Source organism: Paenibacillus sp. PastM-3, from assembly GCF_029893965.1.
In the GTDB taxonomy this organism is placed as follows: domain Bacteria; phylum Bacillota; class Bacilli; order Paenibacillales; family Paenibacillaceae; genus Paenibacillus_AQ.
In genome coordinates, this window is the sequence record NZ_JARXXP010000019.1 from 29,799 (window position 1) to 55,130 (window position 25,332).

Below are 25,332 nucleotides of genomic sequence, written 5' to 3' on the forward strand. Positions count from 1 at the left end.
TCACAACGTCCCCCGCCGCAGCTCATAAAAATACCGCACCGCCGGATGCTTCAGCTCCATCTTCTCAGCCATGCCGAGAATCCGCTTTTTCCCAACCCGTCTATCCAGCAGAGCCAGAATATTCAGCATCATGTCGCCGCTCTCCATACTCTCCTCTATCGGAGTGACCAGAAACTTATTAGCCACCACGATAAAATTTGACTTCGTTAATGCCGTTTGGGCGGACAAAAGCTCTTTGGCATGCTCGGTGCTTTTTCGGCTTCTGGCCATTACGATCAGGCGGTCCTCCGGCACCGGCCCCTTGGTTGCTTGTCTGACCGCTTCAATGTCCTCACTTGTGACTGGAATCCGGATACCCGGATCATTTTTGATGTCCAGCTCTGTCTGATACCATCTGATCAGGCTGCTCTTATCGCTCATGCTGAGCACGTTCCTTTTATCGACCGAGATGTAACAGATCCCTGATTTATCAGGCAAATAACGGTAGCCCGGCGCGCGGTACTCTACTCTTCCGTTTAACGCAGGGCTCAGAAAGCCCTCCAGCTGTTGCTTCAATTTACTCCAGGACATATAATCCCCCCTATACCAAATAGAGGACAGGCTTGCTGGCTCCGGGGGTTGTCCCCTCTCCATTCCGCCTATCCTCCACTTAGCAGCATATTATCTATTCGTTTTCCGCCTCGTCAGGCTCCTTACTTGCAAAAGCATCAAGCAGCGCACGCACTTCACTCGTTGATCTAGTATTCATCAAGTTATTTCTTAATTCACCGGCCCCGCGGAAGCCGCGGACATAGATTTTGAAGAACCGCTGAAGCGGGCTGAATGAACGCGGCGCTTGTCCTGAATACTGATCATAGAGGTCCAGATGCAGCCGCAGCAGATCCAGCAGCTCCTCGCTAGTATGCTCCTTCGGCTCCTGCTCAAACGCAAACGGATTCTGGAAGATTCCCCGCCCGATCATAATCCCGTCCACCCCATACTCCTCAGCGAGCTTCAGGCCGGTCTGACGGTCCGGGATATCCCCGTTAATGGTCAGCAGGGTATTGGGTGCAATCTCGTCGCGAAGCTTTTTGATCTCCGGAATCAGCTCCCAGTGGGCAGCTACCTTGCTCATTTCCTCACGCGTGCGCAGATGAATCGACAGATTCACAATATCCTGCTGCAAAATATGGGTTAACCAGCCGCGCCATTCGTCGATCTCGGTGAACCCGAGCCTTGTTTTTACACTGACCGGCAGTCCCCCGGCCTTCGCCGCCTGAATGATCTCCGCTGCAAGCTCCGGACGGCAGATCAGGCCGCTTCCCTTCCCGTTCTCCGCTACATTCGCTACAGGACAGCCCATGTTAATGTCGATGCCTTTGAAGCCTTCCTCGGCCATCCCAATGCTCATCTGGCGGAAGTATTCCGGCTTATCCCCCCAGATATGCGCGACCATCGGCTGTTCATCCTCGGTAAACGTCAACCGCCCGCGCACTGCATGATGCCCCTCCGGGTGGCAATAGCTCTCAGTATTCGCGAACTCGGTGAAGAACACATCCGGTCTGCCCGCCTTACTAACGACATGACGAAACACCACATCCGTCACATCCTCCATCGGTGCCAGTATAAAAAAGGGACGCGGCAAATCGCGCCAAAAGTTAGTTGTCATCATAATAACCTCTCTATGGATATCAGGACTGCTTATCCTGCGTATGTTATGGTACTGCCTCAAAAAGAAATAGACCGCCCTGTCCAAAGGAAACGGTCTATCGCATGTTTTATTATAACATGGCAAGAGGAAATTTCAATCTGCATTAATAAACCGCTATCGGACCGTAAGGCCCTTCCAGAATCTCTATTTTCGTATCAAAAATAGCAGTCAGAACCTCCGGCCTCATAATCTCTGCTACGGTTCCAAAGGCAGCAATTTGTCCATCCTTCATCGCACAGATCCGGTCTGAATATTTGGCGGCGAAATTAATATCATGCATCACCGTCAGAATGGTTCTTCCAAATTCATTGGCAGCCTGACGCAGATGCTCCATCATTTGAACCGAGCGGGCAATATCCAGATTGTTCAGCGGTTCATCGAGCAGGACATATTCCGTCTCCTGGCACAAAACCATGGCAACGTATGCTCTTTGCCTCTGGCCGCCCGACAGCTCATCCAGATACCGGTTTTCCAGATCCGTCAGATCCAGAAAGTCGATATATTTTGAGATAATAGCCTCATCTTCCTTCGTTAATCTGCCCTTGGAATAAGGAAAACGCCCGAATCCCGCCAGTTGTCTGACGGTGAGTCTGGTTACAAAATGATTTTCCTGCCGCAGGATCGTAATAATCTTGGCCAGGTCCTTTGATTTGGATGCAGAAACATCCATATTAGCCACACTAATCTGACCCTCATCCAGCTCCAGCAGCCTGCCAATCATCATAAGTGTCGTAGACTTCCCCGCACCATTGGGTCCGATTAAGGAAGTGAAGCCCGCCTTGGGAATTTCAATATTGAGCGGTCCTATAGTGACCTGATCGGTATACAGCTTTCTGGCATTAGTTATCTTTATCATAGCGACCTCTTTCTCAGAATCACAACCAGGAAGGTTATTCCGCCAAACAATTCAATAATAACGGATACTACAGCCCGTGAATCAAATACATGATACATTAAAAAATAGGCCGTCGTCAGAATGAAAAAGCCTATAGCAAGCGCCATGGCAAAAAGATACCGGTGATCATACGTCTGCGCCGCCTGATAACTCAACGTTGCAACTAAGAATCCATAGAAGGTAAGGGGCCCCACTAAAGACGTTGAAACGGACATCAGAATGGCAACCAATATCAGCGTATAAATGATACTGGACTGATAGTTCACTCCAAATGTTGTAGAGACCTCTTTGCCGAGCGACAATACATTCAATTTCCTGGAATAGGCCATAAATAATACAGCTATAACGATAACTACGGGAATGACAACCGGAAAATAGGCAGCATCCGCATTATTGACAGAGCCAAACAACCGGGACTGCAGCAGATCGAATTCAGACGGCGCAAGCAGCCTTCTCATAAAGGAGGATACCGAATTCAGCCCGGCTCCAATGATGATTCCAACCAGCAGCATCAGCTGCAGATTGCCGTATTTTCCGGATAACAGCCAGCCGTACAGGATCAGGCTCATCAGGACCATAACCGTAACCTGAAATAAATAGGACCCCATACCGCTAAAGTTAACCAGGGCACCCGCCCCAAAGAAGAACATGGTACTTGTATGAATGGTGGAGTACAGCGATTCAAAGCCTAGCAGGGACGGCGTTATAATCCGGTTATTCGTAATGGATTGAAAAGCCACGGTTGATAAGCTATGGCACACCGCCGCAATAATCATTGCAACCAGTGCGACCACCCTTCTCGTAACAACCGGTATAAAGGATGGCGAATCTATACGAACAGGGTTGTTATACATTAACAGTCCGTACGAGGAAAGTGCACCCAAAACAATCAGTGTGATCAGGATGATCCAATAACGTTTTTCCTCTTTCCGGGAGCGGAAGGCGCTGGCTGATCTCTTGTCATGCTGGAGGCCATTACCGATTCCCGCATTTTCAGTTCTCCGGTATTCCAATGCGTTCATCTTGGCCTCCTTGGTCTTCTTTGTCTCAATAAAAGAGTAATGAATACGACCGCTCCCACTGTACCCAGGATTAAGGAGACCGGCACTTCAAAAGGCATAATAATGACACGGGAAATGATGTCACAAAGTGTTATGGCACCCATCCCGATCACACAGACCCAGGGCAGATTGCTCCTGAGATCATCGCCTCTGTACATGGAAACAATATTAGGGACAATCAATCCCAGAAAAGGAAGATTTCCAATAACAGCGGCCACCACTCCAACCGCAACAGTAATAAGACCATTCGCAAGCAGGAGCAGCCTATTATAATTCAATCCAAGACTTGTGGCTACATCTTCCCCCAGCCCGGCTAACGTCAATCTGTTCGCACACATAAAAATAAGAATGCTGACGATAACGATAATCCACAAGTATTCATATCTTCCCGCTTGAACAGCTGCGAAAGAGCCCACGAACCAGCTCTCAATAATTTGCGACATTTGAAAATGGAGCCCCAGGAAAGTGGATAATGCCGAAACAACGGCTCCAAGCATCAGCCCAATGATCGGAACAATTAAAGATGAACGCAGCCTGACTCTTCTTATGAATAGAAAGAAAATCATCGTTCCTATAAAAGAAAAAAGAATGGCCCCCGTCATTCTGGTAACCAGAGTTGGTGCCGGAATGAATAAATAGACAGCCAGCAGTCCCAGGCCTGCCCATTCCGTAGTGCCTGTTGTAGTAGGTTCCACAAACCGGTTCTGTGTAATCAGCTGCATGACGAGTCCCGTCATGGCCATCGCAGCCCCGGTAAGCATTAAGGCAATCGTTCTTGGAACACGGGTGATGAAGAACATCTCCATCCCATCCGCTTGTCCGCGTATATCATATACTCCGGTGAACAGCGAGATGATCCCCAAAAGGATAACAACGATAACAGCCAGTATAAACGGTATTGTCCATATTCTATTGTAATTATAGAACTGGGGTTGAGAGCAGCTCTCAACCCCGGAAGTAATATGTTTTGACACTATTCCGTACCCCTTTACATTACTTAGCAAATGCTTCTGCAATGTTATTAAATACTTCTATAAAGGTCTGCAATGATTCATTCGTATAAGTGTCATTTGGTGCATACACGATTTTGCCTGCAGTAACTGCGGTAGTGTTCTGAAGAGCAGGAGAATTATCAATTACGTCCTGAGCAGGAACCTTCTCTTCTGTAGAATTGATGGCAGCATCGCGATCCAGTACCAGCAGCCAATCAGGATTGCTCTGAGCAATAGCTTCAACGGAAATTTCATCACCCTGATGATTGGTGGAGGATTCTGCAACCTCTAACGCCGGAGTCCATCCCAAAATATCATACAGCGGGCCCCAGACGCGTCCGGAGTGAGGAGCTGAGAAACCGATATCTCCGCCGGATACGATAATGCTCATCACCTTATCCGTTCCGTTATAAGCAGATTTGGCTTTTTCGATTGCTTGATCAAAATCAGCTGTCAGTTGCTTAGCCTCATCATTCTTATCAAAAATCTGTCCCAGAGTAGTCGTAGCCTGTTTCAGTCCGTTCACTAGATTTTCTCCAGGAGCACCGGCTTCTTCGGAGACATCAAAGGTAAGATCAATAACAGCGGCATTCGGTACCAGCTTCTTGATATCTTCATAAAAGCCGGAGAATCTTTGGCCAACAATGACAAGCTCAGGCTCTACTGCTGCGATGATTTCAAGCTTGGGTTCACTGTGGTTCCCGATATCCTGAACATTCTCATCCGCTACATAGGGTGAATCCGCAGGCATTACCCCTTTTGGAACAGCCGCTAATTCAATATCCCAGCTCGCCAGCGTTTCAAATGTTCTATTATCCAGAGCAACAACATTCTTAGGATTTACAGGAACCGTAACCGTTCCATGGGCATCAGTGATTTCAACGGTAGTAGCTTGTGGAGTATCAGTAGCCTCAGCAGCTGCGTTCGCATTACCATCCGTTCCAGCAGTATTATTCGCGCTTGAGCAAGCCGCCAGCATCACAACCAGAACCGCCATCATTACAGATAATTTTAACCTCTTCATTCCTTGTACCCCTCTCCCTGTATGTATACTTTGTAGATAATCTAATCATTTATCCTCTGAAAAACAGTGATAATGATTATCAATTTCACTTACAACAGTATACCAGCTCGAGAAATATAATCAACCCCCTTTTATCTTTCAGGCAACAAAATTGGGCATAAAGACTTAATTGCCCGCTATTTCTGTAAGAAACGCCGATAAATTCAAAAAAAAGAGGGGAGATCCCCTCTTCACTTATCTACTCTTGACCAGAATAAATTTTTTCAAGTTCATGAATTTGATTTTCCAGTGAATAGCCTGCGCTTGCTACAATATCTTTGCAATCGGTGCGGGTATATCCTTTGGACAGTTCAATAATGGCTTCACACCAAGCGTTAACATCCAGCGGTAAGAATTGTAGGTTTTCTGTAATTTTTGACTCAGGCATTATATCTGCAGTAACTAAGCACTTTAGACCAGAGGTTTGTGCTTCGACTAAAGTAAGATCAAGCCCGCCAAACCGGGAAGGGTTACAGAATACATCCATAGCCTGCATCAGCTTAGGGACTTCAGTATCAGATTGTCGCCCGAGGAAAAGCACACGATCTTCGAGACCAAGAGAAGATACTTTCTCTTTAATAAAATCAAATCTCACACCGTCACCGATTAACATAAGCTTAGCCTTAGGCAATTCCATGCTCACTTTTTCAAAAATCTCGATCAGCATTTCATGATTTTTTTGATAAGCGAACCTGCCAACATGTCCGATGACAAAAGAATCTTCTAAACTGAACTTCTCTCTATATTCTTTACGAATTTTCGGATTAAAGGCAAATTCATCTGTATCAATTGCATTTTTAAGTATATGAATTTTTTCTTTTGGAATCTGGGGTCCATAAAGCCAGTTCGCAGCCGGCTGAGAACATGCAAGAAAATGGGTTGCATGGTGCGGCATAAAAAGTGTTTTTTGTTGTTCATGCCTTTCAATAGCCTTCTGCCTCAGATCGGGATCACTGAGACAGACCATACTGTTATGAGAATGAACAATAATAATTGGAATTCCTGCCTCTATTGCAATCTCTTCCACCAAGAAACTCTTCCAGTAACTAGTGTGCAGATGGATAACATCATAGCCCATGGATAAGATTGTTTTTAATTCTGAAATAAATTGCTCCTCGTTCTCTTCTGCATAACAAGAAACATAATGAATTTTGCATCCATCTTTGGTTAGTTCATCTTCAAAATCAAGGGATTTACTGAAAGTAACGAAATCAAATTGAAATCTGGTTTTGTCTATAAACTCCCAGTTTCTCATGGCATAGTGCGTTATCCCGTCGCGTCTAGCTACTATTGGTAATTGGAGAACCTTTATTTTCTTCACTATTATTCCTCCAACATATTATCATTTATCAAGTTCTAACAATTCACGCGCAAGAGCAAGCACTCGCTCAGATGAATTCCCATCAGCATATTTATGCGTTATGCGTTTCAAACGCTCTCTGTCTTTCTTGAACTTATCTTCACCAAATAACGAATCACTAACGGCTTGTTGAAACTGATTATAATCCAAGGCTATTTCGCCGGGCATCCAAGCGTCATATGGCTCCATCATTAACCCTCTTGTTGAGCTGTACTCCTCAAGATCTAACGGAGTTAGGATGATTGGCTTGTCCGTAAGCAAGAAATCTATAATGATAGATGAATAATCAGAAACAAGGCCATCTACACCATTTAATATTTCATAAAGATCCATATCATTTGCATGCAGCATATCGTCCGTGACTTCTATAATATTGTTTGAATCATTGAACATTTTCCGGCTGAGCTGCACGGTGTGCTTTTTATATAGGAAGAGGATATTATTTTCACTTAGAAAATCATTGAATATTTTCTCGTCAAATCCAGTCATATCGCTAATAAAGGCCGCACTGTTACCATTATTAGTATATAATGATTCTCTGTAGGTTGGCGCGTAGAACAAGATTTTACGTTGTTTGATCGGCCCTACGAGTTTTTCCAGCGCTGCTTTCCCATCAGATTTGAAAATCATATCGTTACGCGGATATCCGGTGATTACGAATTTCTCAAAATCGAGCCTCAGGCAATACCCCATAAAAACACTATATAAATGCGACATCGAACATACTGCTGTCTTATTATTGAAAATTTCGTTTTTGCTTATAGACAAGCTTCTCTCGCTTTTTTCGTGACTCATAAAATAAAGTGTCTTTATAGTAAATCCATGCCATAATTCTATTGATTTTTTATTACCGCAATGCTCACTACCTTGTGTTATGACAAGGCTACTCGAAAGATAATGGTAAAAATACTCACTATCTTTCTTTGAATCCTTCACAAGAACAACTTCCATATCATTATAAGGATTATACGAGATTAGTGCCTTTGACAGCGCACCAGCATTGTAGTGTCCGATAATACAAACTTTATTAGGTATTTCCTTTATTTCACCGTATTCATTCAAATCAATTCGTGACAGTTCGGCAATTCCATATTTATTAGGAATATAAAACTCCCTGATGCCCATTGCATAAAACTGCTGTGCAATTTCAAGGTAATAACTACTCGTTATGATTACATTCAGATTCTTGTTGATTATTTCAGCGGGATTAATGATTATCAAATCGAGAAGTTTTGTTCCATGTTTGCTGGGATTATTATCGGCAAAACAAACAATATCGTATTTATCTTTTAGCAGCTTGTAATAGGATTTACCGAGTAATCCTGCACCAAATAGGACAAATTTCATGTAATCACACTCTCTTATCACTTTAAATTTCAAGGCCATTTTTTTAATAATCAACTTGCTTCCCAATCAACTCTGGATAGTACTCAGCGCTTAAGTCATTCAGCACATCTTGAAAATAAAATACGTTCGATTCCGTCTGACGCAGTTTATATTCCACATCCTGATTGCCATACAAGAATATCATAACCGTATCCTCCATCGTGAGCGAATCAAAATCAGGAGGGATAAGTGGAATTCCAAAAAGACGGTCCCCTGGTTGTGCTTTTATATCCCATACTTCAGTTGGAGTGATATTGCACTTCATAATATCTTCTAATGTAATCTTCGCTGCAAATCCTGCGCCATATGCGATCAAGCGACCCTTCGTACTTCGAATAGTAGTAATGGTAGCTTTTTTCCCAGGCAAATAGTTAGTCAGATAGTTACTGATCGCAAAGTAAGTAACGGTAAATCCAGCCTTTTCAACGTGATTATCACTTATGTTACAAGGTAGTAAGCCAGTATCATTCACAGCCTGTACAAATTTATTAATAATATCATTCTCATAGCTTTTCAATTGAGGGTTTCGTCTTATTCGTCTAATTAATAACTCATATTTAATAAAATAAGATATTTTACAATAAAAATCGAACTTCTTAGTTGAATCCATACAATATTTTAAAGTATCTCGTGACAACTGGTATCTGTTTTCTGCATGTTGGTAAATTTTTTCCATGTTGACTTGAGATGTTATGATTGAATTTGCACGGGTAATATAATTGTACAATGTCTTTCGTAGGTGAATAATGGATTTCTCTAAGGCTAATATCGGAAGCCAAATCTGCTCCTCCTGGGTGTGGCTTAGATGGGTAATGAAGTGTTCGATTAAGCGCAATTTGCTAATTAATGTTGTCCGAAACATGATCACTGCCACAGATGTTGAAAGTTTCCTCATCATATACTTTGTTAATAAAATTTGATTTTGATTGGGTACCAAAACAATCTCGGGGATATTTATTTCTGGAGCAAATCCTATATCCCACCGATTTGTTACTTCATCGCAAACAACGCAATTGACATCAGGGAATTGACTTAGCGCATTTACCATGGCTGAAACGTATTCCTCATGCAGCAGATCATCACAATCCGGAATACATACAAATTCGCCCGTGACAAGCTTCAAACCATTTTTAACAGCCGCCGCTACACCCTGATTTTCTTGATCCCAAATAATGACTTCATAACCCCGGACTTTGAGTTTCCCCTCATATTGAGCAATTACATTTCTTGTTCCGTCGTTACTGCCGTCGTTTACCAAAATGATCTCAATGTTATCCCACTTTTGTGCAATAACAGAATCAAGCATTTCGGAGATATAGTTAACTTTGTTATAGCATGAAACGACCATGCTTACTTTAGGTTGCATGAGTCTGCTCCTTCTGGCGATAATTCAATAGAATCATTGTAGAAATCGGGAAATCTAATAGAAGCTGCATATGTTAATATCTCATCATAAGTAAAAACTATACAACCAATCTTTTGAAGAGTCTTAGAAATTTCAAGGACTATTTCATAATTAGACGGAAGAACAAGAACCGTATCATTAACGGACAGGCTCTCAACATCTGGGATTTTAACGAAAGCTCCATCTCCGCCCTTATCCCACAATTCATGTGGTTCAAGTGATGTACCGTATAGGTTCCCAAGGACTGAACGTCCGTTTTTTCCGAGAGCACCCCAAGCAATGATACGATCAGATCTAAAGTTCATGTTCTTTGGTTTATTTTCAAGAATATTGTCTATAATAGCGGCAAATAGCAAATGCGGATTTGCCACATGCTCCTCATTTATTTGTGGACTTGGTGCAAAGACATTATTCACCAAGTTTATCGTGTCCTGACGTAATAGTTGCAACTTGAACGAATCCGTTTGATTGAATCGCTCGAATATAAGTAACATCCGTCTTAATCGACTCAATTCAGCTAAAACGGGTAGTCTTTTATTTTGTGGTTGTACTTTACTTAGCCACTCTATCGTTTTGTCGACAATTTTATGATACTGCTCATTGTATTTTTCATAATCATCAATGGTCTTCCTAATTGACATTTGCATTTCATTCTGTACATAACGATATAGTGGTATAGGAAAGTACTTGATCTTCCCCCCATTGGCTACTAAGGGTAATACGTATTGAGGTTCCTGAGTTCTGTTGATTGCATAGAAATAATGATCAATCATACCACTGTTAATCAGATATTCACTACGTACCATATAGTTCCAAACAACATCCGCTATCCTGCCAAAAAAGAAGCTTTCGGGCAGATTAGATAAGATTTTTTCATGATTCTCTGCTTTACAGTAATTATGATATACGGTTCGATCATTGTATACATACCAAAAGTCACAAACGGCATAATCATACTCAGGGTTCGAAGATAGCCATCCAGCCATCGTTGACACGTATTCCGGTTCAAGTTCGTCATCTGCATCAACCTGACATACGAATTCACCGCTTATGCGTTTGAGTCCTTCGTGCACGGCGGCGGGTAATCCCCGATTTTCCTGTTCAATGATGATTACTTCAAACCCCCTGGCCTTAAGCTCAGGTTCATATCCCAAAATGACATGATGAGTATTATCAGTAGATCCATCATTAACCAGAATCAACTCGATATTGTCCCATTTTTGGGCGATGATGGAATCAAGCATTTTGTACATATATTTACCTTTGTTGTAACAAGGAATAACTATACTTACTTTTGGATCCATCATCATTCTCCCATCTTCAATCTTTAGCTAAAGTATTCTAAATATTTATTAATACCTTCCGTGCCATCATATTTAGCATTGCTTTGAGAAAGTCTTGTACGTTCCCCTGAATTTTGAAGCAGTTCAATAATGGCGGCCGCCAATTGTTCAGCATCAAAGCTGCATACTCTCCCATTAATGCCATCCTCAATCTGCTCTCTGACAGAGGAGAAATCAGTTGTTACGATGGGACAGTTCATGCTCATTGCCTCTTCTATTGAAAGCGGCCGGCCTTCAAACACAGATGTTTGAACATATAAAGTACAGTTTTTATAATATGGAAAAGGATTCGGTCTCTCGCCCAGAAAAAACACATGATCTTGAAGCTGCAGTGTTTCAATTAATCTCTGGCATTTTTCCGTGTATGCTTTTACCTGATGACTGCCAAGCACAAACCAGCGAAAATCTATACCGGCATCCTTCAATTTCCCAGCCGTTTGGATAAGTAATTCAATCCCCTTTTGCGGGTGAATTCTCGCGATGGTTAATAAATTATTGCTGCATTGTTGATATTCCTGAGGGTAAAATTCTTCAGCTTGTCTAAACATAAGAGCCTTATTGTTGATATTTATCAAAACTTTAACTCGATCAGCTAAATCAGGGAAATATGAACAGAAGGACTCGGCATTTTGTTTTGCAATACAAACAATGCCATTCATCCTGTCATAATATGCTTTTTCATACTGATATAAGGAATCCTCATTTTTAAACTCTATTTCTGCTTTCATATCTAGATGCAAAAACACAAACTTTTTCTTGGCCGAAACCTTATCGGCTACTATTTTCAAAGGAAGCATATTGGTAAAAGCTATTGCAACATCATATCCACTATACTCTGGGCATATGGTTTTCAAAATGCTCCAATTTTCTTCGAAACGCACACCCATAGCTTGCCTTTTAAATTCCGCATCCATATTACGATCATGAATGAAATTTTTCACTTTAACACTTTCGGTCTGGCCTGCTGCATCCAGTTCTTCCATAAGCTCAGGCGACCATCTTGAATATTGCTTAAGAAATGGAAGGACATTAACGTGCTTAGGGATCATATCGAACATCTTTGCATTATCCTGATCATCATTGAAAAGTAAAAGATCTATCTGATACTTATCAGAAGGAAACAATTCAAAAAAGTTGAGCAGAAATCTCTCGACGCCACCGCAAGTTATAAAGGATGTATAGACAACCAGCATTTTTATCTTTGTATGATTATTGTCCAAAGCAGTCACAACCTTAACTCAGGTATTTTTCTTTAACATAATGAGATAAATAGAATTTGATATCTTCGGCACTCACTACGTGAGATGATGAGGATTCTTTAACATAACTTAGAACTTGCTCCGCCTTTGGGAAAACAAGCACTATATCCTCTTCTCTGAGAGAATTAAAGTCAGGCTTTTTAACGGCTTTCCCGTCGCCCGAGATATCCCAAAGCTCGGTTGGCTCAATAGGTGTATGCTTCAACAACGGGATCAACGCTACTGCGGCCTTTCCTAATGCTCCATAACCAATAATCCGGCTTTTAGATGTAATAGGTATGTCTCTAGCTGGAACAGTAAGAAGTTTATTTTTTACTGCGCGAATAAACAGTTCTTCGTTTCCAATCAGATCATCTATGGTAATAGGAGTGGATGGTACACAAACTGTATTTATCGTTTCAACTAAATTATCAAGAGCTTGTGTCAAATATGGATGACCATCCGATAATCCCTTGGCATGTCTATATAGGTTGATATGTTTTGACAATAATGAGACAGCCATGATTTGTTGTTTCTTGTTAGGGTCAGCAATACTTTCCGGTAGGTGACTTACAGCGATCTTAGCAAGCCGATTATATTCATCGTAGAATCTTTGCGCCTGTTCGAACTTCGCATGGTGGGAATGGCCAATGTCTCCCACATTGAAATGGTATAGCGCCAAGGGGAAATATTTATATTTTCCGTGATACATGGTAAGTGGAATGATATAACCTGGCTCATGGGAACCTTTGGTTTCTGTATAATAGGTTTGGACAATCTTACATTTATTTAAATATTCTGCTCTCACTAAATAAACCCACACTTCCGAACGAATATCGGTCAGTAAATATCGTTTAGTATACTGAGGTTCTTCCGTTTGCAGTTCGCTAAAATGTGTAGGCTTAAACTCTTTACTTGTTCCGCTGCCTGTATATAAGACTGCATCGCAAATGCAATAGTCATAATCTGTATTTTCTTCGAGCCATCCGGCCATAGTAGAGACATATTGGGGATGCAACTCGTCATCGCTGTCCACCATACAGATATAATCGCCAGTAGCCAGAGCAAGACCTGCTTGGGCAGCGGCACATACTCCGGCATTTAATTGATCTTCAATGATGACCTCAAACCCGCGCATGCGGAACTTAGGCTCATATTCAGCTATTACCTCACGTGTACCATCAGTAGAACCGTCATTTACAAGTATCAATTCAATGTTATTCCATTCCTGAGCCAGAATAGAATCAAACATTTCTCCAATATATTTTACTTTATTATAGCAGGGCATAACCATACTTACTTTGCTTTGCATAGGACTACCTTCTTCCAAATCAGAGTCTGCACGATCCTCTAGGATTCCCCAATTCTGTTCTGCAAAAACTGCTCCATAACCTTCGCCATCGTAATAGACTCCTCAGCAGTCAGCTTATAGTTACGTCTTGCCGGTTCGTTTATATTGCGGACAAAGTCAGCGAGCTCAAAGCGAATTCCATACCCGGGAAACGGCGCAGAAAAGCTTTCATTGTTATCGAGATTTTCGTAGCATACCTCAAACGTTTTCGTAAGCCACCAGGGTGATTTCACTTGAATGTATCCTTTAGTGCCGGAAACAAGCAATTGCCCCTCACTTTTAACACCTATGCCTGTCTTCACTGTGGCAATGGCATCTTCAAAGCGGAAGTATGCCTTTGTATAGATGTCCACACCGTTACCGTCTTTAAAAGAATCAAACCGCAGATCACTGTATTTTGTTCCTAGCAGCTTCATGATGGGCAGCAAATTATAGCTTGCAAGCTCCGTAAAGCTGCCACCGACAATGGGAAGATATTCCCTTGCAGCGGGGTCACTGGGGATTAGCTTTGTGAATGTGGCTTCCACATCATATATTTTTCCAATCCGTCCGCTTTTGGCGATTGCCAGGAGGTTAAGAAAGCTGGGGGCATAGGCTGTTTTGATGGCTTCCATTAATACAAGACCTGTTTGCTGTGCCATTTCATACAACTCACGTGCTTCATTTTCGCGTAAAACCATTGGCTTTTCGCAAAGCACGTGTTTTCCAGCCAGTAAAGCCTGGCGGGCGTATTCATAATGGGTTTCATGAGGCGAGGCAATATACACACCATCAACATCGTCAAGAAAAGCTTCATATTGATCAGAGGCCTTAGCCAGTTCAAACCGGCTGGCGAAGGCTTCAGCGCTGCTTAGACGGCGATTAAATACCGATGTCACAGAAATCCCGCTTACAAATCTCACTTCAGCCATGGTTCTCTCTGCTATACGACCGCTTCCAACGATGCCAAGCCTGATGCTCCTGTTCCGTTCAATTCGCAGCTCTGTGCTTGAAATATCTTTTGTTCTTTCGAGATAAATAACCTCGCAATATTCATTTAGATAGTCAAATGTGCCGCGCCAATCCGATCCGACAACGAAAATATCGACGTTAAATTTTTGAACGTCTCCAATCTTCTGACTCTCATGGTCCTCCACAATAATTTCATCGGCATAGCCGCAGCTTCGCACATTGTCAATACGACGCATTAAGGAATCCACGACATTCATTTTGCCCCGTTGAATGTCGTATTGTTCCGTTGTAACACCTACGATGAGATAGTCCCCGAGCGCTTTCGCCCGTTCCAGCAACCGGCGGTGGCCTTCATGGAATAAATCAAAGGTTCCGTACGTTATCACTTTTTTCATATGATCCTCCCCGGCTCGATGCCTAATGAACGTAAGCGCGATAAAATCTGTGAATGATATACTGTAGAAGCAATCACTATACGATCATAGTCCTTTGCAAAAAAGCGCACTTCCTCAGGGGTCAGACAGCGTTTTCCCTCAAATATATCACCAGGCTGTGCGTAAGTATCCGCAAATGCGGCAACCTCGCAGAAGTCCAAAGCGGAAAGCTGACGGAAGTATTGCTCACCGACTTTGCCGATTCCATAGATGATGATCCGCTCGTTTTTATCCACCTTATCAAAGGGAAATAAATACTGAATACCAGCATCCATTCTTCTTGCCTTATCCGCATGCTCAGCTCTGGGAGGCAGAGTGATTTCCTGCAAGCGGCTGGTTGAAACTTCTTGGGTGTAAGGAAAGAAAACCAGGTCAACCCCCACTGCCTTAAGCTCTTCCTCGTCATGCCCCCAACCGTCAGCAAGGTGATCATCTCCACTGAACATGGCATCAAAACCATACTTTTCCAAGGCAGTGAATTTATAAATTAAAGGTTCTGTCGTTACATCAACTTCATCCACATATTTTAGCGCCCCCACAATTTCCAGGCGTTCCTTAAGAGGTATAGTTGGCCATTTATTTTTGCGCTTCGAAATTAGCTCATCTGTAAGAACACCAACAATCAGCTTGTTGCACCGTTCCTTCGATCGGCGGATTAAATGAAGATGCCCCATGTGGAACATATCAAATGCACCTGAAATGTATCCGATATTCCAATGTTTGTTGGTATCCGTGGCTAACATCTTTTATTCCTCCGAAATATCAAAATGTTGTTTATGCTGATCATAAAAATCATCAATCAATGCAGGGTTGTTCAGCTTTCCGTAACTGTAATGACCGGCCAATACATTTTCAGCGATAATGAATGAATAAAAATTCGTATGACTCAAGAAAAACACGGCCAGATCGTGTTCATCACTCCCCAAACCGGAACCTTCCGTAACCCTAAAGCCCCCCATTTCCTCCCAAATGCTTCGTTTGAATAATATCGCACCGATTGAAAATCGGTGTGGGCAAACGAAGTAGGAATAAGGCATACTGCTTAATTTGCTCGAGGTTTCGTCCAAAGGTAAGGTATGCTCCCATAAGAAGAGTGTTTCTTCGGTCTTCCCCATAAAGTGAGTATTAAAGTCATAGTAGGCTCTTCCAAATTTCTCCTCAAACTCGCTCAAACAGTTCATTTTCTCCATAAACCGAACATTTCCATGAACATTGACCGGAATCAAAGGAGCGACTATACCAACCCGATACCGGGAATTACGCTCAACATCCATATGGGTGTTCATTAAACCTTCAAAAAAGCCTTCGCAAATGAACATATCCTCGTCGAGCTTATAGATATAGTCGGCATTCGGGTGAAGCTTGATAGCTATATTTTGTATTAGAGACAGATTATTTGTTTTGGTTGATAAATAGGACCACTGGTTATCCCTGCACAATTCGCTAAGCTCGGGAACGTATTTCCCTGAGGACATTACGCAGACATCAATATCCTCCGGCACAAACCGCTTAATACGCTTGAATACAATGTCCCACAGCTTTTCTTTGTAGCCTGCAAGCACTAGTAAGGTTTTATTAACATGCTTCCGCTTATCTTCGAATGTAAAAGGATCATAGAGTTTTTTGGCAGAGAATGAACCCCAGTTGCAAACGATAATCTCGCAGCGTTCTAACAGATGGAGCGCCTTTAATTGCTCAGTAAACTCATATGCGAGATTGGGCGAAGTTACAATAATGCAGAATTCACCCTCTTCTTCACAAAGTCTCTGCGGAGAAACTACAGGAATATCGTGTATGGTTTTACCTTGCATTTCATTTGAATTATCACAAATATAATATATTTGATCCGTCTTCTGGTATTGTAAAAACAACCTGGTATATTGGCCAGAGGGGAACAATACCAGTTTTTTATTTTTAATTGAAGAAAGATCTTTTATTGCTTCCCCTTTTATAAAAAAACTCTCCATATAGCTTTTCTCCTATTAATCAAATTATTATTTTAGTAACCGCTCCGAAGGAATGGCATAGAGCACCAGCTCGAATGGATGCTGTGAGTACTTTCTAACAAAAAAGTGATAATCAGTGAGCTGATCACGTAAATACAATGGAATCTCGTAGAGGTCTTCGCCTTTGTGGTAAAGGCAAACTGCTAATATTGGCCGATGCCGCTTAATGGTTTCTTGTCCACCGCGTAAAGCGGCAAGCTCAGATCCTTCCACATCCATCTTAATGAACGTCGGAGCAATACCTGTTAATTCAGTATCCAAAGTAGAAACTTCAATGGTCACCTCACTAACGCTATCTGTAATCCGGTGCCCTAGAGGATCGTCCGACAAATAGAAAAAGGTTGAGCCGCAAACGTCTCCAACGGCCTTATTTATAGCTGTTACCGGAATACTAACGTTCGCGATTGATTTTTGCAATGTTTCAAACGTTTCGGGTGATGGCTCAAACGCGGTAATTCCACGTAAATTCGGATACATTCCAGCAAACTGTTGCACGGTATCGCCTGTATATGCGCCGCAATCCACAATATAATCCGACTCTGTGAGCTCAAACAGCTCTGATGCAATATATTGCCATTTCTCATCAAACCAGGGGGAGGATAACCGCTTAACTTTCAGTACGCTCTCGATAAAATCATAGTAGGAGCTTTTGGACAGATTATCTTCCAGCAAGGATATAGCCTCTACACACTTTGAGACGTTAGCTTTACATTCTTGACTGAATTCAAGCGCTCTAGTAACCGCCATGGGAATAAAGTTAATATCCTCTACTTTAAAACCGGTCTCAAGCATTCCATCCAAAAAGACTTTTTTGGCATTCGGATTATGATTAAGAATTGCAGGGGTTACAAAAAGCAAGGCATTGGATGAAACTGCCTCCGCGGGGAGATATACCGGGAGTCCCTCACGCAGGACGCCTGTTCCGCCAATTCCTGCATCTATAAAGAAGTCAATTCTCACGCCACTTTCACGAAAATAGTTAAGCCAATTAAGTCCCCACTCTCCGGCACCATATAACGCAACCTGCTTTCCATGTAATACTGCATTTCTTGTCAAATGGATTAAGGTCGGTGCAATAAGCGAATCAAAAGGTGTGTCTAGAAGATTCTTCAGCTTTGTTTCAAAGGACATATGATGACTTCCTCTCGTTATTGGCTGGATTGAAAATTAAATGTACACTCGGGCGTAATTTCAGGAAATCTGTTCCGAAATAAAAATTCACGTAAGAACTCTGAATCAATTATCTTACTTCCATGGCTTCTCTCTCGCACAAAATACAAAATTTCGGCGGATTTCGGTAATACTATGATAATATCATCTTTTTTAAGTTCATCGAATTTAGGTTTTGTTACACTATTACCCAAAAACTTACTATCCGTGTCGGCGCTCATATCCCAATAAAGCTGCGGCACTAATACAGTTCCTGCAAGCTGCGGCAGTATAGAACTTGCTACTTTCCCAAGTACACCATAAGCAATGACCCTGGAACCTTTATTTAGCGGAGGTATCGTTAGCTTGTCGGACTCTAAAATAAGTTCATCTAGAATATTCATAAGATCCATGTACAGACCAGACTTAAAGACTTCAGGCTGCAATTGCGGTTTCGGGCTAAATAATTCGTCAATCAGTCCTGTTGCATTGCCTGCAAGTTCATCTATGAATTGCTCTCTGTTGCTTACCGCTTGTACTCCTGAGTCCATATCGTTCAGGTGGTACAGGTAATCCTTGATTTTACCTAACTTAACTAGAGCAAACAGTCTATCTTTTTCTTCCCGGTTTAGATCTGCACGTTCAATGGTCCAGTTATACAGATAAGAGTAGTCCGTATAATATTTGTCCACCTTGTCGTACGAGTCAAAAGAATACATATCACTGGCAAAGCGGTTGAATCTGTATAGAGGTTCTTCAAAGCACTTCAGCTTGCCGCCGCCAAGCATGAAGGGAACAGCAAATAAAGGCTCATATGTTTTTCTTCGTTCAGTGCAGAAGTTTTCAATCAAACGGCAGCGTTGCACATAGCTTATTCTCGCCATGTATACCCATGATGTTGTAATAATTTTCCGCAAAATATGCCGTTCTAACAGCTGCTTGTTATCCGACATCGGAGCTGCACTGGTTACGGCCTGCGGCTCGACTTTACCATCTTTCACTACGTAGGGTCTGTAAGAACATGCCGTCCATTCATAATCCTCATGCTCGTCCAGCCAGCCTGCCATCAGGGAAACATACTCCGGTTCGAGGTTGTCATCACAGTCTACAAGACAGAAATAATCCCCTGTCATCTTAATCAGACCTGCATACACGGCTGCACAGCAGCCTGCGTTTGCTTGATCGACAACAACAACCTCATAGCCCCGGGCACGCAGCTTGGGCTCGTATTCGGAGATTACCACACGAGTGCCATCGTTAGAGCCGTCATTGACGAGAATGACCTCAAGGTTATCCCATACCTGTGCGATTACACTTTCCAGCATTGCCCCGATATCTTTTACTTTGTTGTAACAGGGTACAACCATGCTCACTTTACTTTGCATTGTTTAAACACCTCGTATATTTTAAGCCGTCTATAAAAAAGTAGTAGTTGTATATATTCATATCCTCAAGCTGCCTGGCTATCTCTTTATGATAAATGCTTGCGATAATGAGCCGTGAATGTCCATCCATTAGAGCAGGCAATTCGGAAGGAGACCGCACGGGAACACCATATGCCAAACTCCCCCATGCTTCCTTGCGATTATCAAAAGCGCAAATGACATTCAATCCGTTGCTATAACGCTCCATCCAAATTCTCAGACTATCGCCGGCACCAAAAATGTATACCTTTTTATCTTCAATATCACTTAGCATGTCTGTGTACCGGCTGACATACTCTTTGTATGACCGGCCTAAATCTACAATGCTATGTTCCCTATGCTTTGGTCTGCGATCTTTCACATCCGGCTCGTATAATCCGCCAGGATAAGCGGCAATTAACGTTTCCTTGAAGGCTGCAGGTACTGGAACTTTCAGATCCTCAAAGTCCATTTCCACACTTTCCGCAAACCATTCCTTGTCATACAACCTCCTACCACGCTCACCCATTAGAACAGGGATGGAGTAATATAATTGGTTAGAGTACTTAGAACAGAAGCGATCATACCGCCTTGCAAGATAATCGTATTGTCCCGCAATCCCCCCGGCACCGTAGCAAAATTCTTCTTTAGCTTCAGGGATTTCAGCCCCCTCGCATTCATCAAGAGCAGCCGATGCATACATTTGGATGTGCATCTTCCATGCTGCTTCCTGAACACATCTGGCAGCATCGCTGCTGGGCATATCATCAAGAGGAAGAATGTCGATATAGGCCCCCATGTGGCCGCCCTTAGTATGCCCGTTAGGAAAATTAGAGAGAACAGCTGTGTCACTTCGCCGCAGCCTTATAAAGCGGGGAGCAGCGGCAGGATCATTTTGCGGTGTCTGCAGGAAATAGGGTTCGTTAAACCATTGCTGCGAAAGCCTGAGACGATCATATTCCTTACGCGGCAAAGCAATATCAATATCGTCATCCCAGGGGATGAACCCTTTATGGCGTACCGCGCCGAGCAGAGTTCCAAACATCGCGAACCAGGTCAGCTCTTCACGCTTGGCGACTCTAGCAAATTCTTTTAGGATATCAAGCTCGACGGCCTGCAACTCACTTAGCTTGTTCATTAATTAATTCTCCCAAGGTATAGATAGGTACATTTACTCTCCCGCTTAGGTCTTTTTTGATGTCTTCGCCTTCAAGGATGCTTACAATTAAAACATCACAGCTGCTATCCGGCAGTAACTCTTCGATAGCTGTATTATTAAGAAGGATTTTATCAATCACAGCGGCCACGCCGATTCCGCTTTCTTCAAAAATACGTAATAATGTTTTCCCGCGCAAACCAAATCCATAAATGGCCGGACGGTTGAAGCCCAGCTCACGCAGCTTTTTCACTACAGGTAGGAGTCTATAATATCGATAAGCTACATCCGGCGGCTGCCTCGAAATATTCTCCATTGACCGCTCCGTTTCCAGCTCCAGCGGCAGCGTCATGTCACCGAATACTTCAGTGCGCGTTTGGAGATCAGCCTGTTCTGATAAAACATCAAACTGCTCTGAAAGGCCGTAGCGTGCTTTAAGCAGCTCAAGCCAGGCATCTCTGCGGGAGTCCATACCGAAAGCCGGTGAATAGAGAAGCGCCCACAAAGCCCTGGTCAGGGCAATATCTGGCGAGGCATCTTCCCAATAATATTCCTGATCTATAAAGATAAGCTCATCATGCTCTTTATCGTAAAAACAATTCGCGGGAACAAGCTCCCAAAAGCATTTGCCGGTCTTTGCAGCCCTCATGATAGCTTCCCGGATACGGTCAAACTGGGAAACCATCTCGTTTACATCAAAAGTTCCATTCGAAAGCTTCTCAGCCCAGTAGTCCCACAGGGTTGGGAAATTCAGCCGCGGCATAACCAGCGAATTGCCTTCCAATTTCATTGTTATGACATTCACGCCCAAGCCGGCAAGCTCTTCGTGGTTCTTCAAGGTTCTCAGTAAACCTGCCTTACCGTCCGGATGTAGGGGTGTCTTATGCACCGTACCGTCACCGCGGACTGTTGTGGCAAAGCGTTTGGCGGGCTCACGATAAGCTGTGACTGCAGCATAATCCACAATGCAAGGCAGATCCTCCTGACATACCCGTGCTTCCACGAAATAGGCACCGCACATAAACTCAAAGGCTCCGCCGCGGATAACCTCACGGTATAGGAACCGTTCGTCGAATTGCAGAGATACATCGTCTCTTATATATGGAATAAAACGCTGGTTTAAAAATTCGTCAGGAAGGTAGTTTTCCGAGTATACTTCCCGGGTAAAATAATGATCTGTAAGCGGGTAAAACCACTTTTGCCCTTCAAAGCCTGCAAGCCTTAATCGGGTTTGCAGTTCCGCTTTACTTGGGAGAGGATGCTCACCGCGGCCAAAGAGTGTATCATAGGGCAAAGCATGGTTCGAGGCCCGTTCTCCCGCCCAATATCGCAACGCGAAGGGATTCTCATACACTAAGAGCAAACGACCATGAGCACCCAGCTTGTCTTTGTAAGCCGCCAAAGCTTCAATAGAGAGGTCTTTGGGGTCCAAGACCCTTTCATAGGCCACTCCGTTTTCAAAGGGATACCAGCTGAAAACCGAATCCTTCCACGGGGAGTTTTCATAATATTGCTTTAATGTATCGTTGAGCATTGAATACGCCCCTTTGCTTATTTTGTGAATACTGACTATTCGTCCAAAAGCTTATAATAAGCAACAGGATGCGATTTCCGCTTACCTTCAGGCGGGAGTATCATATAATCACCAAACTTATGTGTAAGGTAGGCGTTATAATCATAATGCCCCAATAAATTCAGATGTTCAAAAGGATATTCAGCAGTTTGCTCAAACCATTCCCGCTTTCCTTCGCTGTATTTATCAGGAGCAGGGAATGTGATTGTCCTAACACGCTCTCCATTTTGACGATTGAACTTCTCGGTAAAGCGCTGCAAATGATTCGAAACCATTTCAAGCGGTATCAGGCTAAGCAGTGAGAAAATACCACGCAGCATCGGATTCTTATCCGTCTTCTTGCCCACTTCTGACCATAAAATTTTCCGGATTATTGTACAGTGCAGATTATGTAGCTTCTCAGCCCATTTCCCGTCAGGCACACTGTCAAAAGGAAATATATCGATAAATATCCCGGACTCATACGGCATATGAGCCTGTCCTTCCCTAAGGAAGTAGGTATTCTTCCTTCTAATCTTCCCGTACCCCCAGCGATAACCGGGAGTAGACCTCATATCCTGAAAGTAAAACCGGTCCGGATCCAGATCCGTTTCACATACCTTGCGGAACTTCTCGTATTCTGCCCGAAGCAGACCAATATCCGCATCATCGTCCCATGGTATGTAGCCTTTGTGGCGGATTGCACCAAGCATGGTACCGCCGATCATAGCATAATTGATATGATGTAAGCGGCAGATCCGATCCACCTCAGCCAGCATTTCAACCTGTATTAGCTGAACGGCTCTTAAATCCTCCGGAGAAAGCGGACCCTGTTTCATATTGTCTGATTGCATTTCAATTCCCATGTGACAAAGCACCCTTCGCCCAGTCAATTCTGTTAACGATCACCGCGTCTATGCCGAGCTCCCTTGCAAGCAAAAGATCATCATCCCCTGTTACTGTCCACGGGCGTATCAATATGCCCCGTTTGCGGCAATCTTCCACAAGTACTGGATTGCGCAGCATATGAATGCCGGGATGTAGCGCTTCGGCTCCAACCTTTTCACATTGCTCCCCGGTGACCCATACTCCGCCGCCGCATAGCAGCGCAATTCTGGATGACGGCTCAAGCAGCTTTATTTTCTGAACAGAATAGTGGTTAAATGAAGACCATATAATCCTGTCGCACATACCATACTTTTCAACTAGTTTTAGCGCCGCAGATTCAATCCCGTCATAATAGAAGACACCTGTTTTCAGCTCTATATTGATAGTCAGTCCTGTCGGGTTCAATAAATCCAATACTTCTGCCAGCGTCGGCACTTCCATAAAGAGCGGTTCAGTGCGGCCGCTTTTATTGAAGTTGAGCTTCTTTATTTCAGATAGGGTGAAGTCTTTCACCCATCCCTGGCCATTGCTCGTCCGGTCAACGGTTTCATCATGGATAACGACGATCTCATTATCCTTGGTAAGCTGAATATCAAGCTCCACTCCGTCAGCGCCCATTTGCACAGCCATTTGAAAACCAACAAGCGTATTTTCCGGCGCGGAAGAATAGGCTCCGCGATGGCCCCATATTTTCATTAAAGCCACTCCGCCCTTCCATCTGTAACGATTTTATCTTTACCGGCGCCAAATCTCACATAGCGTAGCTGTTTTTTCTTGGTGTTAACGAGCATAATATCAAATGCTTCCTGCGAGGGTTCGCCAAGCTTTCGGTCAGGGGTGATAAAGCCTTCCGGCTTATACTCTGTGAATGCTTCGCACTTTGCATTTACTAAGGATATAATAGGAAAGCCTTCCTCATTGTCCAAGTAATCTCCATGGTTATGACCATTTATAAAAGCAAGAATTTGGGCAGCGTGGTTGCTGAGCAGCTCCATCAGCTCGTATTCTCCACGCATTTCCTTAGCCCAATACTGTAAGCGGCTAACAGGAGTAAGATGGGAAAAAATCACAACTCGCCAATCATCAGGCGTGCCTTCAAGCTGTTCCTTCAGCCACTGAATGCACGCCGCGTTGTATCCATAACGCAATGTCTCTTCCGGGTCGAAGGAATCCAGAAATACAAAACGCAATCTGTTTGCAGCAAAATCGATGGAATATCGCGGCTCATCTCTGCCTAAATAAAGCTCGCACTGTTCTAGTAAGGAAAACCGGTCCGGATTGTTCTTGAAATAGTTGGTATCATGATTGCCAAGCACCGTCCATACAGGTATTTCACATTTTTTCAAGTCACCAAGTACCTGTTCTACATAGTAGCGGCTTACCTCACGTGTGGTCATACCATCCGTGAAATCACCGAGGTGAATAATCCCATCCAAGCCTATTTCTTTGTGAAGCTGCTGGATGGATGCAGAAGTGTCATCCCAGGTCCCGTTTACTGTATAATGTGTGTCGGTTAACAGTGCAAAGCAGAGCTCATCCTTCTCCCGTAGATCCATAACACGCTTCGAGACCCGCTCCACTTCATTTCTGAGCCAAGGCTTCATTTGGGTTAGGGGTGTTGTACTATTTTCAAAAGAAAGAATATGATTGATATCTTCGAAGCTATTAAAATCCGTTCCATTCATTTTCCTTAGACATACCCGAAAGTAAACGCGCTCTGAAAAAATATAATCATCTTGCCTGTAGCTGTTGCCGCTTAAATCCTGCCGGTAAACCGTCCAACTCTCATCCGGGGCATAGTCATAGGTGTAAATCCAGCGATCTTGTACCTCAGCCGAATAGGTAGCAACGTTGAACTTATACTCCGGATCAATGAGCTGCAGTCTGTCGCCAGGCTGAGCCAGATAAAAAAGAGGGGTGCTTAGCATTTCGGGATGTCCCAGTTCCTGCAAGCCGTCACCTGCGCGTATTTTCATCCCTGCTACACCTGTTAATGATTGCTTCAAGTG

Annotated in this window: 22 protein-coding genes and 1 pseudogene; all 23 read right to left on the reverse strand. The window is 43.3% G+C overall.

Annotated elements, in window-relative coordinates; all coding sequences use genetic code 11:
* The 23 genes and pseudogenes from M2108_RS22415 to M2108_RS22525 all read right to left on the reverse strand — a co-directional run bounded on the left by M2108_RS22415 (position 1) and on the right by M2108_RS22525 (position 25,329).
* Positions 1-570 carry an SF0329 family protein gene (locus M2108_RS22415; protein WP_277471600.1) on the reverse strand — a complete coding sequence of 190 codons (570 nt, stop codon included), beginning with the start codon at positions 568-570 and terminating at the stop codon, positions 1-3.
* Between the two features lie 94 nt (positions 571-664).
* Positions 665-1,648: a tRNA dihydrouridine synthase gene (locus tag M2108_RS22420; protein WP_277471601.1), complete on the reverse strand. Its 984-nt coding sequence runs from the start codon at positions 1,646-1,648 to the stop codon at positions 665-667.
* 145 nt (positions 1,649-1,793) lie between these two features.
* Positions 1,794-2,546, reverse strand: a complete 753-nt coding sequence (locus tag M2108_RS22425; RefSeq protein WP_277471602.1) for an iron ABC transporter ATP-binding protein — start codon at positions 2,544-2,546, stop codon at positions 1,794-1,796.
* Positions 2,543-3,607: an iron chelate uptake ABC transporter family permease subunit gene (locus M2108_RS22430; RefSeq protein WP_277471603.1), complete on the reverse strand. Its 1,065-nt coding sequence runs from the start codon at positions 3,605-3,607 to the stop codon at positions 2,543-2,545. The genes M2108_RS22425 and M2108_RS22430 overlap by 4 nt, the downstream gene beginning before the upstream one ends.
* The gene (locus M2108_RS22435) at positions 3,604-4,620 is read right to left on the reverse strand and encodes an ABC transporter permease (protein ID WP_277471605.1); all 1,017 of its coding nucleotides are present in this window, start codon (positions 4,618-4,620) and stop codon (positions 3,604-3,606) included. The genes M2108_RS22430 and M2108_RS22435 overlap by 4 nt, the downstream gene beginning before the upstream one ends.
* Before the next feature lie 19 nt (positions 4,621-4,639).
* Positions 4,640-5,662 (reverse strand): siderophore ABC transporter substrate-binding protein, encoded by a 1,023-nt coding sequence (locus M2108_RS22440; RefSeq protein ID WP_277471606.1) that lies wholly within the window; start codon positions 5,660-5,662, stop codon positions 4,640-4,642.
* 238 nt (positions 5,663-5,900) lie between these two features.
* Positions 5,901-7,022: a glycosyltransferase gene (locus M2108_RS22445; RefSeq protein WP_277471607.1), complete on the reverse strand. Its 1,122-nt coding sequence runs from the start codon at positions 7,020-7,022 to the stop codon at positions 5,901-5,903.
* 21 nt (positions 7,023-7,043) lie between these two features.
* Entirely contained in the window at positions 7,044-8,462 is a 1,419-nt protein-coding gene (locus M2108_RS22450; protein WP_277471608.1) for a CDP-glycerol glycerophosphotransferase family protein, read from the reverse strand.
* Positions 8,452-9,813, reverse strand: coding sequence for a glycosyltransferase family 2 protein (locus tag M2108_RS22455; protein WP_277471609.1), 1,362 nt, complete (start codon positions 9,811-9,813; stop codon positions 8,452-8,454). The genes M2108_RS22450 and M2108_RS22455 overlap by 11 nt, the downstream gene beginning before the upstream one ends.
* On the reverse strand, positions 9,798-11,156 hold the full coding sequence (locus M2108_RS22460) for a glycosyltransferase family 2 protein (protein WP_277471610.1): 1,359 nt from the start codon (positions 11,154-11,156) through the stop codon (positions 9,798-9,800). Before M2108_RS22460 ends, M2108_RS22455 begins: the two co-directional genes overlap by 16 nt.
* Before the next feature lie 23 nt (positions 11,157-11,179).
* Positions 11,180-12,424, reverse strand: coding sequence for a glycosyltransferase (locus M2108_RS22465; RefSeq protein ID WP_277471611.1), 1,245 nt, complete (start codon positions 12,422-12,424; stop codon positions 11,180-11,182).
* A gap of 4 nt (positions 12,425-12,428) precedes the next feature.
* Complete coding sequence (locus tag M2108_RS22470; RefSeq protein ID WP_277471612.1) at positions 12,429-13,745, reverse strand: glycosyltransferase family 2 protein; 1,317 nt, start codon at positions 13,743-13,745, stop codon at positions 12,429-12,431.
* Positions 13,746-13,783: 38 nt separating this feature from the next.
* Positions 13,784-14,779, reverse strand: coding sequence for a Gfo/Idh/MocA family protein (locus tag M2108_RS22475; protein ID WP_277471653.1), 996 nt, complete (start codon positions 14,777-14,779; stop codon positions 13,784-13,786).
* Positions 14,759-15,130, reverse strand: a pseudogene (locus M2108_RS31670) (adenylyltransferase/cytidyltransferase family protein); the annotation flags it as partial. The pseudogene M2108_RS31670 and the gene M2108_RS22475, both read right to left, overlap by 21 nt.
* Positions 15,127-15,912, reverse strand: a complete 786-nt coding sequence (locus M2108_RS22485) for an FAD synthase family protein (protein ID WP_277471613.1) — start codon at positions 15,910-15,912, stop codon at positions 15,127-15,129. The gene M2108_RS22485 and the pseudogene M2108_RS31670, both read right to left, overlap by 4 nt.
* A 3-nt stretch (positions 15,913-15,915) precedes the next feature.
* Positions 15,916-17,136: a hypothetical protein gene (locus M2108_RS22490; RefSeq protein WP_277471614.1), complete on the reverse strand. Its 1,221-nt coding sequence runs from the start codon at positions 17,134-17,136 to the stop codon at positions 15,916-15,918.
* A 27-nt stretch (positions 17,137-17,163) separates the two neighbouring features.
* Complete coding sequence (locus M2108_RS22495; protein ID WP_277471615.1) at positions 17,164-18,306, reverse strand: FkbM family methyltransferase; 1,143 nt, start codon at positions 18,304-18,306, stop codon at positions 17,164-17,166.
* Between the two features lie 17 nt (positions 18,307-18,323).
* Positions 18,324-19,709, reverse strand: coding sequence for a glycosyltransferase family 2 protein (locus M2108_RS22500; RefSeq protein WP_277471616.1), 1,386 nt, complete (start codon positions 19,707-19,709; stop codon positions 18,324-18,326).
* Positions 19,699-20,865, reverse strand: coding sequence for a LicD family protein (locus M2108_RS22505; protein ID WP_277471617.1), 1,167 nt, complete (start codon positions 20,863-20,865; stop codon positions 19,699-19,701). Before M2108_RS22505 ends, M2108_RS22500 begins: the two co-directional genes overlap by 11 nt.
* The gene (locus M2108_RS22510) at positions 20,849-22,417 is read right to left on the reverse strand and encodes a hypothetical protein (protein WP_277471618.1); all 1,569 of its coding nucleotides are present in this window, start codon (positions 22,415-22,417) and stop codon (positions 20,849-20,851) included. Before M2108_RS22510 ends, M2108_RS22505 begins: the two co-directional genes overlap by 17 nt.
* A gap of 35 nt (positions 22,418-22,452) precedes the next feature.
* The gene (locus M2108_RS22515; RefSeq protein WP_277471619.1) at positions 22,453-23,301 is read right to left on the reverse strand and encodes a LicD family protein; all 849 of its coding nucleotides are present in this window, start codon (positions 23,299-23,301) and stop codon (positions 22,453-22,455) included.
* Positions 23,291-24,019, reverse strand: coding sequence for a glycerophosphodiester phosphodiesterase (locus tag M2108_RS22520; RefSeq protein ID WP_277471620.1), 729 nt, complete (start codon positions 24,017-24,019; stop codon positions 23,291-23,293). The genes M2108_RS22515 and M2108_RS22520 overlap by 11 nt, the downstream gene beginning before the upstream one ends.
* A complete protein-coding gene (locus M2108_RS22525; RefSeq protein ID WP_277471621.1) occupies positions 24,019-25,329 on the reverse strand; it encodes a metallophosphoesterase family protein in 1,311 nt (436 codons plus the stop codon). Before M2108_RS22525 ends, M2108_RS22520 begins: the two co-directional genes overlap by 1 nt.
* Positions 25,330-25,332 lie beyond the last annotated feature (3 nt).

Bases quoted from the DNA above. Each gene is read 5' to 3' on its own strand.
- M2108_RS22490 (WP_277471614.1), bottom strand. From the start codon at position 17,136: ATGGAGAGTTTTTTTATAAAAGGGGAAGCAATAAAAGATCTTTCTTCA.
- M2108_RS22500 (WP_277471616.1), bottom strand. From the start codon at position 19,709: ATGCAAAGTAAAGTGAGCATGGTTGTACCCTGTTACAACAAAGTAAAA.
- M2108_RS22425 (WP_277471602.1), bottom strand. From the start codon at position 2,546: ATGATAAAGATAACTAATGCCAGAAAGCTGTATACCGATCAGGTCACT.
- M2108_RS22440 (WP_277471606.1), bottom strand. From the start codon at position 5,662: ATGAAGAGGTTAAAATTATCTGTAATGATGGCGGTTCTGGTTGTGATG.
- M2108_RS22430 (WP_277471603.1), bottom strand. From the start codon at position 3,607: ATGAACGCATTGGAATACCGGAGAACTGAAAATGCGGGAATCGGTAAT.
- M2108_RS22505 (WP_277471617.1), bottom strand. From the start codon at position 20,865: ATGAACAAGCTAAGTGAGTTGCAGGCCGTCGAGCTTGATATCCTAAAA.
- M2108_RS22515 (WP_277471619.1), bottom strand. From the start codon at position 23,301: ATGGGAATTGAAATGCAATCAGACAATATGAAACAGGGTCCGCTTTCT.
- M2108_RS22510 (WP_277471618.1), bottom strand. From the start codon at position 22,417: ATGCTCAACGATACATTAAAGCAATATTATGAAAACTCCCCGTGGAAG.
- M2108_RS22455 (WP_277471609.1), bottom strand. From the start codon at position 9,813: ATGCAACCTAAAGTAAGCATGGTCGTTTCATGCTATAACAAAGTTAAC.
- M2108_RS22485 (WP_277471613.1), bottom strand. From the start codon at position 15,912: ATGTTAGCCACGGATACCAACAAACATTGGAATATCGGATACATTTCA.
- M2108_RS22470 (WP_277471612.1), bottom strand. From the start codon at position 13,745: ATGCAAAGCAAAGTAAGTATGGTTATGCCCTGCTATAATAAAGTAAAA.
- M2108_RS22415 (WP_277471600.1), bottom strand. From the start codon at position 570: ATGTCCTGGAGTAAATTGAAGCAACAGCTGGAGGGCTTTCTGAGCCCT.
- M2108_RS22495 (WP_277471615.1), bottom strand. From the start codon at position 18,306: ATGTCCTTTGAAACAAAGCTGAAGAATCTTCTAGACACACCTTTTGAT.
- M2108_RS22520 (WP_277471620.1), bottom strand. From the start codon at position 24,019: ATGAAAATATGGGGCCATCGCGGAGCCTATTCTTCCGCGCCGGAAAAT.
- M2108_RS22460 (WP_277471610.1), bottom strand. From the start codon at position 11,156: ATGGATCCAAAAGTAAGTATAGTTATTCCTTGTTACAACAAAGGTAAA.
- M2108_RS22420 (WP_277471601.1), bottom strand. From the start codon at position 1,648: ATGACAACTAACTTTTGGCGCGATTTGCCGCGTCCCTTTTTTATACTG.